We start from the raw sequence: 16,262 nt of genomic DNA on the forward strand, positions 1-16,262 counted from the left end.
ATTTTATTGCCCGGTTGGGCAATGCAGGCGGGAATGCCGCATGCTCGGTGCAAGGCGTGACCTTCTGCTCGAGATATGAACCAACGTGAGGTAATAGATGGCGTCCAACGCCCGTACGCGGCTCCAATTCGATCCCGGTGACATGCCGATCTATGCAATCGGCGACATCCACGGCAGGCTCGATTTGCTGCAGCAGGCCGAACGCTCGATCATCGACAACGCAGCCCGGTTGCCAGGGCGCAAGCTCATTGTCACTCTGGGCGACTACATCGATCGAGGGCCATCCTCGGCGCAGGTCATTTCGCATCTGATGGCGCCGCCACCGCCGGATTTCGACCGCATCTGCCTGACCGGCAATCACGAGATCATGATGCTCGACTATATCGACGGCCTGATTTCCTTCGGCGACTGGATGCAGATGGGTGCCGATGCGCTTCTGCGTTCCTATGGCCTCGATCCGGCCCAGTTGCCGCTGGTTTTTCCGTCGGCAAGCAAGCTCGATGCCTTTATCCGCCAGTCGCTACCGAGGCCGCATCTCGATTTTCTGCGTACGTTGCCGATCATGGCCGACACGCCCGACGTTCTTTTCGTGCATGCCGGCATCGATCCATCGCGGCCGATCATGAACCAGAGCGACGAAGACCTGGTCTTCATTCGCCAGCGGTTTTTCGATAGCCGCGTGCAACTGCCGAAGCTCGTCGTTCACGGCCATACGCCGGTCGAATGGCCCGGCGTTCATGACAGAAGGCTGAACCTCGACACCGGCGCCTTCCGCAGCAACAGGCTGACTGTTGCGCGGCTTTGGCGCGGGCAGGTTCATCTGTTCTCGACCTGATCAGGTGCCGGCTTCGGCCGGCTGCCGGACCTTCGGCGTTTCCTCGGTGTAGTAGCTTGCATACTTCTGGCGATAGCGTTCCGTGCCGCCGAAGCTGGTGAACTTTCCAAGTTCCGCCATGTCGGTCTTGTTGAGGATCACGCCGAGGATCTTCTGCTTGATCTGTGGTTCTGCGTTGAGGACGTCGCGCACCACGTTGGTCGGTGTCGATCCCCATTCGGCGACGAACAGGAAGCCGTCCACCTGCGGCGCGAAGGCCTTGGCGTCGATGACAGGTCCGAGCGGCGCAAGGTCGACGACGATGTAATCGAACATCTTGCGGGCATTTTCCATCAGGTTGAACATGCCCTGCGATGCCAGAAGTTCGCTGGTGTGCATCAGGTGATCATTGGACAGAACCGGCAGGATGGCCAGCTTGGTGGCCGGATCGACCTTGACGGCACTTGCCCACGGAACCTCGCCGAGCACGGCTTCGACCAGGCCGGCCTGCGGTGGCTTTTTCAGCATGCGGGTCAGGCCGGGGTTGCGAAGGTCGGCGTCGATGAGCAGCGTGCGCTTGCCGCTCGAGGCGAGCAGGGCCGCGAAGTTGGCGGCGGTCGTGGACTTGCCTTCGCCCGGCATCGCCGAGACGACACCGATCACGCGGTCCGAACGGCCCTGGAACATCACGTCGCTGGCAAGCTTGGCGTTGCGCAGCGTTTCTGCAAAGACCGAACGCGGCGCTTCGAGAACCACGCGCATGATGCGCTCAAAAGTGTCGCCTTCGTCATAGGCCGGGCTGGCGCCCTCCTGAGGAAGCTGGCTCGGGTTGCGGAAGATCTTTCGTTCGCGTGGCTGCTTGCCGACGAGCGGCAGGTAGCCGAGAAACTTCAGGCCGAGGATGGTGCGGACATCGCTTTCAACGCGGAAGAAGCGTTCACGGAACTCCTGAAACACGACGAGGCCGCCGCCGGCCATCAGGCCGAGGACAATGGCAAGGCCAAGTGTCATCGTCTTCTTCGGGCTGGATGGCGAAACCGGCACGCCGGCTTCGGAGATCACGCGTGCCTTGGCGATTGGGAAGGACTGCTGCTGTGCTGCTTCCTCGTACTTGCCGAGATAGGATTCATAGAGTGTCTTCAGTGCCGTTGCGCGCTGTTCGAGATCGTTCAGCTGGACGATCGACTTGTCCGCTTCGGAGTTCTTGCCGGTCAGATGGTCGATGTTCTGGCGGAGCGACGTTTCGCGCGAACGGGCGACTTCGTACTCGTTGCGGGCGTTCGCGGTCAGTTGCTGCAGTTCCTGGTAGATCTGACCGGTCAGATCCTGCTTTTCCGTGCGCAGCGCGACAGCCTGCGGATGGTCTGCACCGAAATTGGTGGTGACTTCCTGTTCGCGCTTGCTGACATTGATGTAGCGTGTGCGCAGGTCCTGGATGACCGTGTTGTTGGTCTGGCCGGATGAGATGGCAGCGTTGTTGACGGCGCCGTCAGGGCCGAGATCGACGATCGACTTGAACTGGTTGTAGCGTGCCGACGTGCTTGCGGCATCCCCCTGGGCAACGATCAGCTGCTTGGTGAGATCGGCGAGTTGCTGTTCCGACATCAGTTCGCCATTGGCGGAGGTGAGGCCGTTCTGCGCCTTGAAGTTGGCGACTTCGAGTGCTGCCTGCTGCGAGCGTCCGCGCAGATCGGTCAACCGCTGTTGCAACCAGACGGAGGCGCTCTCGGTGGCATCGAAATTGGCGTTCAATTGATCGCTCAGATAGGCGGTCGCAAAAGCCTTGGTGATGCGGGCTGCCAGGAGGCGGTCGGTGGAGCGGAACGAAACGGCGAGAACGGCGCTTCGATTGACGCGCGATACCGTCAGCGCATCCTGGATCAGGGCTGCCGCCTTCTGGCGGCGTCCGGCGCGGGCTTCATCTTCCGACACCGGGGCGTGGCCCGGAAGCACGGCGCTGACAAGCAGCTTGACACCCGACTTGACGAGACCGACCGGCGAGGCAGGCGGATCGAGAATGCTGCTGTTGTCCTGCAGCTTTTCGGCATCGACGACGCGAAGTGCCAATTCGTTGGACTTCAGGATTTCGACGGCGCTGGCGATCTGCATATCGACCTGCTGGGAATTGGCCACCGGCGCTGCGTCCTGCGCATATTTGGTCATGCTGTCATCGAGCAGGATCTGTGTCATCGACGTGTATTGCGACGTGGAGAACAGCAGATAGATCGCGGCCAGCGTGACCATTGCCCCGACGCACAGCGCAATCGAGCCAACGCGGCGCATCAGGATTGCGATCAGGCGATCGATATCGATGAAGGAATCGGAGTCGTCGGGCGCTTTTGGCAGAGTGCTGTGCAAGGTGAGGTTCCGTTGGTTCATGGCTCTATCCTTTGCGGGAACGGGTCGCGCCATCGATGGCTGTGAGGTCGGCCTGTGGGCCAATCAGTTTGCGGAGCGGCGCAAATGCGCGATTGACCCGTGCGGCGATGGGCATGCTCAGATGCCCCACGGCGGACGGGTTGCCCCAGGCTGTTCTGATCGTTCCGAGGATCGACCGGTCTTTGATGTTCTGGACGAGAACGAGGAAGGCTCTTCCCCGACGGAGGCTTTTTGCCCGGAATTCCTGGGCGGCCGCTGCCTCTGCATCCAGCGTGTGTTTGCGAAGGAATGCCTTATCCCCTTCGATCATGGCGTCGATGTGGTGAAGCGCGAGAACGCGGGAAATCGAGCCGTCGCGAATATGATAGTCGTAGCCGGCGGCAGGCTCGAAGACGCAGCGGCCGCCGAGCGCCATGGCGCTGGCCAGAAACACATAGTCTTCGCCGATCTTCAGGGCTTCATCGAAGCGTAGGGCATGGCGCTCGATGAAGGCGCGCTGGAAGATCGGCTTGAGATAGCCGAAATTATGGGTGGTTTGAAAAAGGGCATTGGAGCGGATGAAGGCGGGAAGCGTCAACTGCGGCATCTCGGCCAAGGCCGTCTCGGCAAACATTGTCTCAGCAGGCGTGCCGTCTGTTCTGATGACGCGGAGATTATCGACGGCGATCTCGGCGCCTGACTTTTCAGCGCGGGCAATCATGCGCTGCAGCCTGTCGGGATCGACGGCGTCGTCGGAATCGAGCACTGCCAGCCAACGACCTGTGGCAGCCGAGATTGCGGCGTTTCTCGCCGCGGACGGGCCACCATTGCGGGGAAGTGCCAGCAGGCGAACGTTCCTGTCGGCATAGCCCTGCGCAATCGCCTTCGTGTCATCCGCCGAGCAGTCATCTGCGACGATCACCTCGACCGACACGCCGCGCTGCGCGAGCGCACTGTCGATCGCCTTTGAGAGCGTCGCCGCCGCGTTATAGGCGGCGATGATGAAGCTGACGTCGGGCATGTTTTGCTTCATGCGGCCTCCGTCGTTGCGTACAGGCGGAGTTCGCTGACGCCGAGCAGCCCGCTGACGACGCCGGAATGCATGACGCCGCGAAGGCCATAGCGATAGCGGGGGACCGGAGACAATAGGCAGGCCAACGCCGCCGCATAGCAGAAGCCGGCCTTGGCAGAGGCGAGACCGATCTGCTTCACCCGGTTGAGGCCGTTGCCTTTTGCCTGCAAAAGGCGCCCGTGCGTCTGGCCGAAACGGAACCGGCGCTTGGCGAGCCAGTTCAGATCGGCGCGGTTTTCGGTAACAGGTTCGTAGACATAGGCTTTCTCGGCAAAGGCGATCTTGCCACCGGCCTCGTGCATGTGGCTGAAGAATTCCGTGTCCTCGCCGCCGGTATGGCCGAGAGCCAGGTTGAAGCGACGGCCGGCGACAGATGGGGAGGCCAGGCGGAGCAGCACATTGCAGGTGTAGCCGGTGCGGATCTCGCCGCCGACCCAGACGGGCAGCGTCGAGTGGAAATCACCGACCCGCATCCATTCCGGTGCTGTGTCCGCATAGACGCTGCGGACCGGACCGAGGACGGCATCTGCCTTGGTTGATCGTGCCGTGGCGAGGAGTTCAACCAGCCAGTCTTCGCTGGCGTCCTCGTCGTCATCGATGTAGGCGAGGAAATCGCCGGTCGCGTTCTCGAGGCAGGCATTGCGGGCGATCGAGATGTTCGAGGCCGGGCAATGCACATAGGCGATTTCATGGGCGATCCGTGGACGTAAGGCTTCCACACGCTCTCTGGCGCTCGGCGTCTTGTCGTTGTCGGCGACGATGATGCGCAGTCTGGCGCCGGCTGGAACCTCCAGTACGGCAAGAGACAGAAGCGCTTCATCAAGCGTCGCGCGGCGGTACGTGCAAATGCCGATATCGATCTGCAATTGTTTCTGCTGGCTCATGAGGCCACCTTTCTGCCGCGGAAGCTCAGAAGTTCCATCCAAAACCCGGCCGACCAGGCGAAATGCATGACCATGGCCGACAGTGCCGCCAGCGGCCCATAGGGATTGCGCTGGCCGATGGCCATCCAGAAACCGTAACCGACGCAGGCGACCGCCCAGAGGCTGAACGGGATGACGGCTGCCCAGTTGAGCACGGCAAGGAAGGCGCCGATGAAGACGGGAACGACCAGAAGCGGTAGCATCTGGCGGACATTCGGCATGCTGCCATGCTTCAGAATGTTCTTGGCGCGGCCGCGGCCATAGCCGAGATACTGCCGGAACAGCGTGCTGACGCTGGAGCGCGGATAATAGACCATGCGGGTCTTATCGGTCATCCAGATGCCGAAACCGGCCTGCTTCAGGCGATAGTCAAGTTCGGCATCTTCGTTGTGACTGAAGGTTTCGTCATAGCCGCCGACGGTCTCGAATGCCGCGATGCGCATCAGCGCGTGGTGGCCATGGTTGGTCCAGTGGCCCTTGGCGCCTTCGCGATGCTTGGAGCCGCCGTTGCCGAGCTTGGAATTCTGGGCAAAGGCAGTCGCCTTCTGGAACATGCCGAAGCCGACGGTTTCCATCGCCACGACCACGGAGTCGGCCTGCGTTTCCACGGCTTCCTCGACGAGACGGCTGCAGTAGTCGGCCGGGTAGTCGCCATGGGCGTCGATGCGGATCAGGTAATCGTAGTCGCGGCCGAAGGTGGCCACCGCCAGATTGGTGGCGGCGCTCTGCAGCCGGCGGGGATTGTCGAGCAGGACGATGCGCGGATCGGCCATGCTGATGCGCGCGACGATCTCGCGCGTCGCATCCTTGCTGCCGCCGTCAGCAACGACGATCTTGGCGTTCACATGATCGAGTTCCTGGCTCAGTTTCCCGAGCAGGGGCTCGATGTGCTTTTCTTCGTTCAGGCAGGGAATGATGATCAGACTGGAGACGTTGCTACAGACATCAGGCTTCATGGGTGTCCACCCTTGTTGAGATACGGTTTCAGTCACGGATGTGCCGGTTTCGCCTCTCGCGGCGACCACAGGGACAAGGCGGGAAAGGCTATCGACCAGCGCTTTGCAGTCGCTTCGGTCGGCAAGCCAGGTCTTTTGGTCGGTTGCGGCGACTGCGGCGCCGAGCGCGCTGTGCCGCTCGTCGGTCATTGTCTCGAACAGAGCCTGCAGCCCGACAGGGCTGGCCTCGCCAAGAGCAACGCCGATGTTTTTTTCGCTCAGGAAGCGCGCAGTCTGCGTTCCTTCCAGTGCGATCGGAACGGTGCCGTAAAGACAACCTTCGTAGAGCCGGTTAGGCAGAAGCCAGCTCGAATTCAGTCCCTCTTCGAAGAAATCGATCGCCCAGGAGAAATGCACGTCGTCGTAGATCGCCCTGAGATCCTCGGGGTTGCGGTAGGGGCCGGCAAAGCTGAGATAGGGTTCGTCGCGCACGAAGCCATCGAAATCCTCGAATTCCGAATAGGCAGGGCGACCGCGGAGCACGATCTCGACCCGGCCTTCCATAAGGCGGGAGAAATCGGCCAGAAGCTTGAGAGACTTGCGGCAGCGCAGGGCACCGAACCAGCCGATTTTCCAGGGCTGGCCGGGTTGCCTCAAAGGCCGGCCGATCGATGGCTGGATCGCGACCTCGTCAATGGCAATGACCTTGTTTTCGATCAGCAGCATGTCCGCCTTGATGCCGGATTTCAGTGCGAAATGATGCTCGATGAAGGCCGGGGAGCTGGTCATGATCAGGCGGGCGTTGCGACCGAAACGCGCTTCGGCGCCACGCATCACCTTGCCGAGCAGATCATCGCGTGACAGCAGGCGATGAATATCCAGGCACTCGTAGACGACGGGGACGTCGCCGCCGAACAGCGCATTGGCGCGATCGGCGACGGCCAATGCCTCGAGATTGCGACCAATGATGACGTCGGGTTTGGCAACGCCCTTCAAGAGGCCCTTCAGCCCGGTCATTGCCTTGGCGACGGCGCCCATCCGCTGTGCGAACTTGGCGTCCGCCGTGCGCCCGAGTTCGATCGGGATTACTCCATGCACCTCGGCAAGGCGATTTTCTCCCCGGCGAAAGCCGGCGAGCGTCACGTCTGCGCCGCCCTCGCGCAGCATCAGCACACGGCGCCTTACGGCGGGGTCTGCCAGATCGTGCACGAGATAGAGGACTTTGAGCATGGAATTCCTTCTCCGTTGCGAGCCTGCGGCTTCGCCTAGTTGAGCGTACATGCGATCGATTCAGGGAACTGGCACTTGTCGCCAGGTGCCGTGTAGGCGACCCGCTCGATGTCCAGCGTTGTCGGCTGGGTGTATGAGAATTTGCCCATCCAGCCCGGCATGGTGTCGGAGCCCCACAGGCTGAAGAAGATCTTCTGCTGGTTGGTCGGGATCTTCGACGGGTCGGTGACGTCCTGGACCAGCTTGCCGTTCAGGTAGTAGCGCAGGCGGCCGGGCTCCCAGACGAAGGCATAGTCATTGAACCCGTCATCGGCCTTGCTGCCGACGGGGACGAGCTTCTCATTGCCGCCCTTGGCCTTGATGTACTGGTTGACCTGCACTTCAGCGACATTCTTGCCCAGCACCTCGAAGTCGATCTCGTCATGGTCCTTCTTGTCGCTCGGGCCGATGTAGGTGAAGAAGGCGGAGTTCAGGCCTGAGCCGGTCGCCGCCTTCATGCGGGCTTCATAGGTGCCGAAGCCGTAACGCTTCTTTGTCTGGATTTCGCCGCAGAGGTATTTGCGATCCTTCGACTGTCCGTCGGTGAAGGACAGATGCAATACGCCGCCATCGACATTGACCTGGTTTTTCGACCAGGTGCAGTTCTGATGGGCGCCGTTGTTCCAGCCGTCGGAGACGTACCAGACGCTGCGATCGAGCTTGTCGAAGTTCTCGACGAAAGAAGTGCCCGGGGTCTGCTGGGCAACCGCGGAAGAGGCGCCAACCACGAGGGTGCCGAAGAGGCCGAGTGTGTGGCAAAGTTTTCGCGCATGGGCGATTTTGGTCGTCATGTGTCACCTTTGCTGTGAGATGAGTTTGGAGGAGATTGCGTGGCCCGGGGCCCGCATATCGAGTTGTTTCTTGGTTCGCCCGCCGGTCAGGACGGCGTAGAGGCGCGGGGTGATCCTGCGGCAGAGGCCGTTGGAAACCGCAAGCACCGGGAATAGGACAAGGAGGGAGAGCACAAAGAACAGCGGATAGGCATCAACGCCTGTCTTGCCCCAGACAATCCAGAGAAAAATCAGCAGCGGATAGTGGCCACAAAAGATCCAGAAGCTGAGGCTGCCGGTTTTGGAAAGGCGCTGTCCGAGCTGCGTCTTGATCAGCGAAGCAGACAGAAGCCAAAAACCAAGGGCGCCGACGATTGCGAGGGTATTGCGCAGCAACTGAACCCAATCCGGTAGGCTCGGCCCGGTCATGTAGATGGCGGTTGCCAGCACCGCGCAGCTGCCGAGCAGCAATGCCGTTCCCAGAGGAGCGTAGCGGTCGAGCGCTTTCACATCGATCTTGTTCAAGCCGATATAGATGCCGAGGCTGAAGCTAAACAGGATCGAGCGCTTGAGGACAATGTAGAGCGAGGCCTCAGGTATCACTGAAAGCACAAGCAGCACAGCCAGCGTCAACAGCGGTACCCGGCTGACCAGCCATGCCAAAAGCGGCGACAGCAGGATGCAGACGAAGAGGTCGCGCAGGAAGTAAAGCGGCACGTTGATCGGGAAGTCTTCCGCGGCAAAGAGTTGCGTCATCAGTTCTCGAGCCGAGGCCTGCCAGGGGCTCGGCACATAGCCTTCGCCGAGGCCGAGGCCGAGAGCCACCAGAACCGCGAGGAAAAACGCCCCGTTCCACAGCAGGAACGGCAAAAGGACCGTTTGCGACTTGTTGCGCACGGTCTTGAGATAGCTGAAGTTTTCTAACCCGCCGCGAAACAGCAGGTAGCCGGAGATCGCGCTCAAACAGGGTACGCCGACCCGGAACAGCGCCTCCGCCAGAAATACCCTTATCCAGTCAAATGTGCCGTAAGTCCCGTTGAAGGGGCTGTTTGCGCCATCGAATGGTATGTGTACGAAGACGATGCCCGAGATGAGCACAATCCGCATAAGGTTGATCCGTGAGGATACATTGGCATCAACATTCACGTTATCAGTCACCCCTTTTGGGCCACATCTCCCCTTTGCAGCCGTTTCAATCAGAGCAGACTCGAGCCCGCAGCGATGGAAGTTAGGGCGAATTCACGGAAGAAAATATGGCAGTGCAGCAAAAGTGATCGGTGGTCTCGGTTCGTGACAGTTACTACTTGCCGTAACGAAGCGTCGAAAATGCGCGGTTTGAGTGTTCTTGTCCGGCCCGAAAGTCAGCATAGCCAGTGCATTCCAGAAGATGATTATATTCACCGGCTTAGGGATAATCGGCGGCGTTTGCGCACGAAGTTTTTTATTGGCGGGCGAGAAATGTTACAGTGTGAGGCGTTGCCGAAGTGCCCAATATGGCTGAAATGGGGCGATTTGGCTCAGAATGAACCGCTTGGGGATTTGTCGTCGCTTGTTGTTTATCCTATCAACTTTGACAAATTTCGGCCCAAGTGACCCTGATAGTTTTGCAGTGCAGCACGACGCAGCGAAGCACCAATTCGAACCTCTCAAGGAGAGAGTATGGCGACCTTCACGATCATCATTCCGTTCTACCAGCGGGATGACGGCATTCTCCGGCGGGCGCTTGCGTCGGCCTTCTCGCAGAGCTTTCAGGATTTCGATATCATTGTCGTCGACGATCAGTCGCCCTATGCGGCGGCAAGCGAACTTGCGCCGCTCAGCGATGAACAGCGGGCGCGGATCACCGTGGTACGCCAGGTCAATGCCGGCCCCGGTGGTGCCCGCAACACCGGCCTCGATCATGTTCCAGCAGAAACCCGGTATGTGGCGTTTCTCGATTCCGACGATTTCTGGACTGTCGATCATCTGAAGAATGCGCTGACGGCGATGGATGCGCTGGGTGGCGATTGCTACTGGGCATCAATCGAGGGCGGCGAGGAGTTCGGCTATCACTTCGGCATCGCGGCGCTGGAGAAGATCAACGGCGCGCGGCGGCTGATGGAGGCGCCTGTCGTTCTCGACGTGCCTGATATCGCCGGCGTCATGCTCGACGATTGGGCTTTCCTGCACATGTCCTGCATGGTGATCGGCCGGCCGCTGATCGCGACCATCCGGTTTGATGCCGCGCTGCGGCTGGCGGCCGAAGACGTGTTGTTCTTCTGCGACTGCATGATGGCGGCCAAACAGGTGCTGCTATGCGCCGATGCCGGCGCTTTGCGCGGGGAAGGGGTCAACATCTTCCACGGTGTCGACAACGCCTCGCCGGAATATCTCAAGCAGCAGTTCATCACCTGGATGGCGCTCGACAGGCTCGAGAGCCGCTTCGCGTCGAGACCGCGCGAGGTCGCCATCATCAGGGAGCACAAGAACAAGGCGCGAAAGCAGGCGCTCTGGGGGCAGGTCGGCCAGATCAAGCGGCGCCAACGCCCCGAGTTTGGTTTGTTGGCGCGCTGGCTGGTTCAGGATCCGCGGCTGATCCAGAGCGCCCTGCAGTTGATGGCGGGAAAAATCGTCAAGTAACCGGCCTATTTCGCCGGTGCCTCGAGAAGATATCTCAAGCGGTCACCCTGCGCGGTGACCGCCACACCTGCCGGATTGCGCCAGCGCTCGGTCTTGTCGGACAGGATACCTGACGCAATTGCCGGGAAGGCTGAGAGGTGCGCCGCGACATGGGCGATTGCCGCACCTGATCCCGACTGCTTCTTGATGTCGAGGAAGCGACGCAACTCGTATTTGCCGCGGACATGCTGCTCGTGCCGGCGCACGGCGTCTGCCGCCAGCGGCTTCAGGTCGAAGCCTTTGAGCAATGCCCGGTCTGCCTCGTAGAGGCGGCGAAGGTCTTCGGTGCGATGGCTGCCGCTGAGGGAATCGCCACGCACGACGGCGCCATAGCCGCAGCTGTGGATCACCTTGTAGCGCGCGCCGAGCGCCAGGGCGCGGATGTAGAGATCGTAATCCTCACCGAGGCGCATGTCTTCGCGGTATCTCAGTTTATGCCTGTCGAGAAAGCTGCGCCGCATGATGGGCTTCAGGAAGCCGATCTCGCCGCGCCGCACGCCGGGTTTGGAAATGTTGCCATCGACGAAGCCTGCAAGATCGAGGAACATTGGGTTCGCTGCGAAGTGGTCCAGCCTCTGCGGCGCCTCTGTCACCGTGCCGGCATCGACAAAGGCTATGTTGTCGGCCACGAATTCCCAGTCGTCCTCGGCCAGCATCCGGGCGAAGCGGCCGGCGAAGAAGAAATCGTCGGCATCGAGGATCGCAATCAGAGGTGCCGAGGATATGTCGATGGCATGGTTGCGGGCCGCGGATGGCCCCTTGTTCTGCTCGAACCGGGCGATTTTCAGCCTGCCGCTTCCGTCATCGCCGCCCCTGGCGGCATCCGCCGTGGAATCGCTCGATCCGTCATCGACGACCACGACCTCCGACACTTCCGGCTCGCGAAGTGCTGATACGACAGCGGTTTCAATGGTATCGGCTGCATTCTTGGCAGCGATGATGACGCATATGCTAGCTGTTTCAGCCACGCTCTACCTCCGTTGTTTCGCCCAAGACCTAGGACGTTGCAGCGCGGCAGACAACGTATGGCGCTTCACATGATGTTACGGGGGAGCGTTTCGTGACGTCGTTTCGCCAAAAATCCTGGCAGGCCGAGGCTCAACGATTGAACGGTTCGGAGCTGTTGAACGGGGTCACGTGGAGCTTCTCAGCTTCCTCGCTACGCGCCGGAGCGACCTTGCTGCCGCTGCGCTCCTTGGCTTCCTTCCATACAAGGTACAGAACGCCGCCAAAGTAGCCGGCTTGCAGCAAAATTGCGCAAACGGCTGTCTTGATCAATGCGCCGGAGAGGGAGCCACTTAGAAAATAGGTCGCGACGGCAAACACTGCGAGTGCGCCGAACATGCTGACAAAAACGCGAGGTGCATACATTGTTGCCTCCCCATATGGCCGGCGCTCAATGAACAGTCATTGAATACGACGGTCCATCAGGACCTTTTTCTAGATTCGTTTTACAGGACTTTGTCATGTAACTAAAGCGGCGAAGATATTTTTTGCTTCCGTGGTCATTCAGTACAAGTGCGATATTAAAGCTTTATTCCGAGCATTGGTAAAAATGCCACTTATCGGCTGTGTTTGGCGCCAATCCAAAAAGATCATTAAAGCTATCTTACGATCCGTCGGTTGTGTGGAATTTGACAATGCACGTTCTTGTTTGTGCCACATTCCATTCTTTCAGGGGGGTACGCGCGGTGTTTTGCATTCAACTTTTATTACAAAGTTTTAATTTCAAACGATTTGTAGGTGCATCGCAAAAAGTGTGCTGCAGTGCAATAAAATTGGCCTTTGCAAGGTTAAATATAGATCTCTCACAGAACTTTTCCATGAAAACATGAATATCCCATGAGGGCAATCTTAACATATAACCTTCGGTATTTTTGAAAGACAAAGCAACGCGATTATTTTCTATTGAAATTCTATCTATTATTTCACGTTTTAAGGTAAAATCCATGGGTTTTTAAGGGCTTACTGAAATACAAAAAGTTGAACAAACGTTTCCAAAACCCGTCGAAAACGAGGCGTTTTAAAAACGTGGCTTAAAAAAACAAATTCCGCTCATACACTCCCAACTCGTCGGCGCTAGCTATGCGCCCTGAGCCTTAACCGACCAAACGGCAAACATAAGTGGAGTTACCTCTATGAAGTCTGCGACGAGATCGGACAGTTCGCCATTCTATGGCGCAGTTCACGCAAACGCGTTTCCGCCCACAGGCGGTTTCGCAAAACGGGCATTCGATGTGTCCGCCGCCTGCCTCGGGCTTTTGTTTCTCAGCCCGATCTTTTTGATGGTGATGCTGCTTGTGAAGCTGACCGACAAGGGTCCAGCTTTCTACGGGCACCGTCGCATCGGCCACAACGGCCAGGAATTCCGTTGCCTGAAGTTTCGGACGATGGTGACCAATGGCGACAAGGTACTGCAGGACTATCTGCGCAGCACCCCCGGTGCCATGGATGAGTGGCGTGCCACACGCAAACTGCAAAACGACCCCCGGGTCACTGCGGTCGGTGCCGTGCTACGCAAGCTGAGCCTTGATGAGCTGCCCCAGCTCTTCAATATCATTCGCGGCGAAATGAGCGTCGTCGGCCCACGGCCCGTGGTTCAGGACGAGCTTGAGATGTATGAGAACGCAGCTGTGTTCTATCTGCAGTCGCGTCCGGGCCTGACCGGTCTCTGGCAGGTCAGCGGCAGAAACGACGTATCCTACGCCGCCCGCATCGCTTTCGACACGCACTACGTCGAAAACTGGTCGATGGCACGGGACGTCGCCATCATCGCACGCACCATTCCTGCGGTCTGCGCCCAGCGCGGCAGTTACTAAGCCGCATCCTTAACGCTCGACGAGCGCCCGCGTGCGGCAAGGCTTTCTGCTTTGTCGCGCCGAAACACGGGGAAAGCCATGAACAAACGTATCTTTGACAGCAAGGCTGGGCGATCCCGTGCCCTGCAATCCGGCGTCGCAATCGCTGCCGGGCTGAGCGCATTTCTGCTGTCTTCATTCATTGCCAGTGCAGATGACTATCGTCTTGGGACCATGGACAAGCTGAAGATCAGGGTGGCCGAATGGCAGACTGCGGATGGGACGATCCGCGACTGGTCGGTCGTCAGCGGCGATTACACAGTCGGGCCTTCAGGCAGCATTTCAGTGCCATTCGTCGGTGATCTGCCGGCGGCCGGGCAGACGACCGATGCCATCGCGCAGCAGATCGGCTTGGCCCTGCAGAAGCAATTCGCTTTGAAGGACAGGCCGTCTGCATCCGTGGAACTGTCAGAATTCCGTCCGGTGTATCTCTCCGGAGATCTGGAGAAGCCGGGCGAATACCCATTCGCTCCCAGCCTTACCGTGATCAAGGCGGTCAGCCTTGCCGGCGGTCTGCGGCGTGCCGATGCCGGCCAGCGATTTGCCCGCGATCTCATCAACGCCAAGGGCGACGCCGTTGTCTATATGGCGGATCGGGCGCGGCTTCTGGTGAAGCAGGCTCGCCTGCGGGCCGAGAGCGCAAACAAGGAGACCTTCGATACGCCGAAGGAACTCGAGGGCAAGCAGGAGGCCAAGGCCCTTGTTGCCAGCGAAATGGCACTGATGACATCACGCAAGAAGCGGCTGACGCTGCAGCTACAGGCACTCGATGATCTTCGCGCCCTGCTGCAAAGCGAGGTCGAAACGCTTGCCAAGAAGACCGAGACGCAGACACGCCAGTTGCAGCTTGCAACCGCTGACCGCGACAAGGTCGAGGATCTTGCCGAAAAGGGCCTGGCGCTCAGTGCCCGAAAGATGTCTGCCGAGCAGCGGGCCGCCGATCTTGAAGCCACTCTGCTCGATATCGACACCAATTCGCTCAAGGCCAAGCAGGATATCAGCAAGGCCAACCAGGACGAGATCACGCTTCGCAACGACTGGGATGCGCAACTGGCGGAGGAACAGCAGAGCACGGATGCTCAGATCGACGACCTCAATCTGAAGCTGGAAACAAGCAATTCGCTGATGTCGGAGGCTTTGACGCAGTCTACGGACGCGGCACGTTTCGATAATTCGAGCGGCGCTGCCACCGTTGCCTACTCGATCATCCGCGACGTGGATGGAAAGCCGAAGGAAATCCCGGTGCAGGAGAACACCGCGTTGCAGCCCGGCGACCTGATCAAGGTCACGTCCGGACTGGCCATGAGGTAACGAGGCAGTATGCGTATCGCAAAGTCGGCGCTCATTCAGCCCGGCGGGAACGCGGCCTATGCCGTTCCCGCCGTGGCGCTATCGCTGTTTTCCTTCGCCTACTCGATCAAGTTCGGGCAGGTGTCGATCCTGCTTTACTATGCGCTGTGGCTGCCGCTGATCGCGGTCGATTATCGCAAGGTGCTCGGCAACTACAATCGTTACGTCTGGCTCTTCGCCTTCGGCGGGCTGGCCTTGCTGTCAACCTTCTGGTCGGCGGCGCCCAGCGTTTCGATGCGCGCCAGCATCCAGTATCTGACGCAGGTGATCTGCACGCTGATCGCGGTGCGCATCCTTGATGCGCGAACGCTGACGATCGGGATGATCGCCGGCGTCGGCATCGTTCTCGTCTACTCCCTGCTGTTCGGCTATTACGAGCTTGACGTGCTTGACGGCACGTACAGCTTCGTTGGCGCCTTCGCCTCGAAGAACCAGCTTGGGTTCTATGCGTCGCTCGGTCTGATCGTCAGCTTCGCGGCTGTGTTCATCTTCGGCGAACGGCGTCTGTGGATGGGCGCTGCCGGTGTGGTCGGGCTGTTGTCGGCCTATTGCCTGATCGTCTGCCAGTCCGCGACGTCAGTTCTGACCACCGTCGTTGTCATCGCATTGATGGTCGGGTTGCGGGTGGTTCTGGCGCTGACGCCTGATCAGCGCAAGCTGCTGGTCATTGGTGGCGGCGTCGCGGTCATCGTGCTTGCGGTTGCCGGCGTCTATCTCGGGGCTGTCGATGCCGTGCTGGGGATCTTCGGCAAGGATTCGACGCTGACCGGGCGCACCTATCTGTGGCAGCAGGGCATCGCGGCGGCGATGGACAATCCGTACTTCGGTGTCGGCTATCAGGCCTACTGGGTCCAGGGGTTCTCCGAGCCGGAACGCCTCTGGGAAGAGTTCTTCATCGGTTCGCGCAGTGGCTTCCATTTCCACAACACCTATATCGAGACGACGGTGGAACTCGGTCTCGTCGGGCTGGTGATCCTTGCCTTGACGCTGTTGAAGATCATGTGGGGCCATCTCCGCCGCCTGATCGAGGATATCAGGAACGACGAGTCCTATCTGCTGTTTTCCATCTCGGTGCTGCTGGCGATCCGCTCCTTCGTCGAGATCGATATTCTGACGCCCTACAATGTCGGCACCTTCCTGTTCTATTTCTGCGCTGGAAAACTGGTGATTGCACGCCAACGGCCAGCTGTTGCGGCCTGGATGCAGCATAGGGCGTCCGAGCCCGTCGTATCCTAGCAAATTTTCATTTCTCGAC

The 16,262-nt window shown here is 59.6% G+C and carries 13 protein-coding genes; 5 read left to right on the forward strand and 8 right to left on the reverse strand.

All coding sequences use genetic code 11. The features are described 5' to 3' along the window. Positions 1-97: 97 nt before the first annotated feature. The gene (locus GVL52_RS19655) at positions 98-835 is read left to right on the forward strand and encodes a metallophosphoesterase family protein (RefSeq protein ID WP_160010243.1); all 738 of its coding nucleotides are present in this window, start codon (positions 98-100) and stop codon (positions 833-835) included. Here the strand turns inward: GVL52_RS19655 and GVL52_RS19660 are convergent, their stop codons facing one another. The 6 genes from GVL52_RS19660 to GVL52_RS19685 form a co-directional block, all read right to left on the reverse strand. Beyond that, a complete protein-coding gene (locus GVL52_RS19660) occupies positions 836-3,193 on the reverse strand; it encodes a polysaccharide biosynthesis tyrosine autokinase (RefSeq protein WP_160010245.1) in 2,358 nt (785 codons plus the stop codon). It lies immediately after the preceding gene. A gap of 4 nt (positions 3,194-3,197) precedes the next feature. Further along, positions 3,198-4,205: a glycosyltransferase family 2 protein gene (locus GVL52_RS19665; RefSeq protein ID WP_160010247.1), complete on the reverse strand. Its 1,008-nt coding sequence runs from the start codon at positions 4,203-4,205 to the stop codon at positions 3,198-3,200. Then, positions 4,202-5,128: a glycosyltransferase family 2 protein gene (locus tag GVL52_RS19670; protein ID WP_160010249.1), complete on the reverse strand. Its 927-nt coding sequence runs from the start codon at positions 5,126-5,128 to the stop codon at positions 4,202-4,204. The genes GVL52_RS19665 and GVL52_RS19670 overlap by 4 nt, the downstream gene beginning before the upstream one ends. Next, positions 5,125-6,123, reverse strand: coding sequence for a glycosyltransferase family 2 protein (locus tag GVL52_RS30445; protein ID WP_200847863.1), 999 nt, complete (start codon positions 6,121-6,123; stop codon positions 5,125-5,127). Before GVL52_RS30445 ends, GVL52_RS19670 begins: the two co-directional genes overlap by 4 nt. A 1,244-nt stretch (positions 6,124-7,367) precedes the next feature. Next, entirely contained in the window at positions 7,368-8,162 is a 795-nt protein-coding gene (locus GVL52_RS19680; RefSeq protein WP_160010253.1) for a family 16 glycosylhydrolase, read from the reverse strand. A gap of 3 nt (positions 8,163-8,165) precedes the next feature. Further along, entirely contained in the window at positions 8,166-9,287 is a 1,122-nt protein-coding gene (locus tag GVL52_RS19685) for an acyltransferase (RefSeq protein ID WP_160010255.1), read from the reverse strand. Positions 9,288-9,800: 513 nt separating this feature from the next. On the opposite strand from GVL52_RS19685, the gene GVL52_RS19690 reads away from it, so the two are divergent. Then, positions 9,801-10,760, forward strand: a complete 960-nt coding sequence (locus tag GVL52_RS19690; protein WP_160010257.1) for a glycosyltransferase — start codon at positions 9,801-9,803, stop codon at positions 10,758-10,760. A 5-nt stretch (positions 10,761-10,765) separates the two neighbouring features. On the opposite strand, the gene GVL52_RS19695 is transcribed toward GVL52_RS19690, so the two are convergent. Both GVL52_RS19695 and GVL52_RS19700 read right to left on the reverse strand, forming a co-directional pair. Then, positions 10,766-11,767, reverse strand: a complete 1,002-nt coding sequence (locus GVL52_RS19695; RefSeq protein WP_160010259.1) for a glycosyltransferase family 2 protein — start codon at positions 11,765-11,767, stop codon at positions 10,766-10,768. Between the two features lie 130 nt (positions 11,768-11,897). Further along, positions 11,898-12,170 (reverse strand): exopolysaccharide production repressor protein, encoded by a 273-nt coding sequence (locus GVL52_RS19700; RefSeq protein ID WP_160010261.1) that lies wholly within the window; start codon positions 12,168-12,170, stop codon positions 11,898-11,900. A 767-nt stretch (positions 12,171-12,937) separates the two neighbouring features. On the opposite strand from GVL52_RS19700, the gene GVL52_RS19705 reads away from it, so the two are divergent. The 3 genes from GVL52_RS19705 (at position 12,938) to GVL52_RS19715 (ending at position 16,243) form a co-directional block, all read left to right on the forward strand. Then, positions 12,938-13,618, forward strand: a complete 681-nt coding sequence (locus GVL52_RS19705) for a sugar transferase (protein ID WP_160010263.1) — start codon at positions 12,938-12,940, stop codon at positions 13,616-13,618. A 78-nt stretch (positions 13,619-13,696) separates the two neighbouring features. Next, a complete protein-coding gene (locus GVL52_RS19710) occupies positions 13,697-14,968 on the forward strand; it encodes a polysaccharide biosynthesis/export family protein (RefSeq protein ID WP_160010265.1) in 1,272 nt (423 codons plus the stop codon). Positions 14,969-14,977: 9 nt separating this feature from the next. Beyond that, the gene (locus GVL52_RS19715) at positions 14,978-16,243 is read left to right on the forward strand and encodes an O-antigen ligase (protein ID WP_160010267.1); all 1,266 of its coding nucleotides are present in this window, start codon (positions 14,978-14,980) and stop codon (positions 16,241-16,243) included. The last annotated feature ends 19 nt before the right edge of the window (positions 16,244-16,262 follow it).

The sequence above is a fragment of the Rhizobium sp. 18055 genome, from assembly GCF_902706285.1.
In the GTDB taxonomy this organism is placed as follows: domain Bacteria; phylum Pseudomonadota; class Alphaproteobacteria; order Rhizobiales; family Rhizobiaceae; genus Rhizobium.

What these genes read in the sequence shown, in the direction of transcription:
- GVL52_RS19655 (WP_160010243.1), top strand. Translation starts at nt 98, where the DNA reads ATGGCGTCCAACGCCCGTACGCGGCTCCAATTCGATCCCGGTGACATG.
- GVL52_RS19660 (WP_160010245.1), bottom strand. Translation starts at nt 3,193, where the DNA reads ATGAACCAACGGAACCTCACCTTGCACAGCACTCTGCCAAAAGCGCCC.
- GVL52_RS19665 (WP_160010247.1), bottom strand. Translation starts at nt 4,205, where the DNA reads ATGAAGCAAAACATGCCCGACGTCAGCTTCATCATCGCCGCCTATAAC.
- GVL52_RS19670 (WP_160010249.1), bottom strand. Translation starts at nt 5,128, where the DNA reads ATGAGCCAGCAGAAACAATTGCAGATCGATATCGGCATTTGCACGTAC.
- GVL52_RS30445 (WP_200847863.1), bottom strand. Translation starts at nt 6,123, where the DNA reads ATGAAGCCTGATGTCTGTAGCAACGTCTCCAGTCTGATCATCATTCCC.
- GVL52_RS19680 (WP_160010253.1), bottom strand. Translation starts at nt 8,162, where the DNA reads ATGACGACCAAAATCGCCCATGCGCGAAAACTTTGCCACACACTCGGC.
- GVL52_RS19690 (WP_160010257.1), top strand. Translation starts at nt 9,801, where the DNA reads ATGGCGACCTTCACGATCATCATTCCGTTCTACCAGCGGGATGACGGC.
- GVL52_RS19700 (WP_160010261.1), bottom strand. Translation starts at nt 12,170, where the DNA reads ATGTATGCACCTCGCGTTTTTGTCAGCATGTTCGGCGCACTCGCAGTG.
- GVL52_RS19705 (WP_160010263.1), top strand. Translation starts at nt 12,938, where the DNA reads ATGAAGTCTGCGACGAGATCGGACAGTTCGCCATTCTATGGCGCAGTT.
- GVL52_RS19710 (WP_160010265.1), top strand. Translation starts at nt 13,697, where the DNA reads ATGAACAAACGTATCTTTGACAGCAAGGCTGGGCGATCCCGTGCCCTG.
- GVL52_RS19715 (WP_160010267.1), top strand. Translation starts at nt 14,978, where the DNA reads ATGCGTATCGCAAAGTCGGCGCTCATTCAGCCCGGCGGGAACGCGGCC.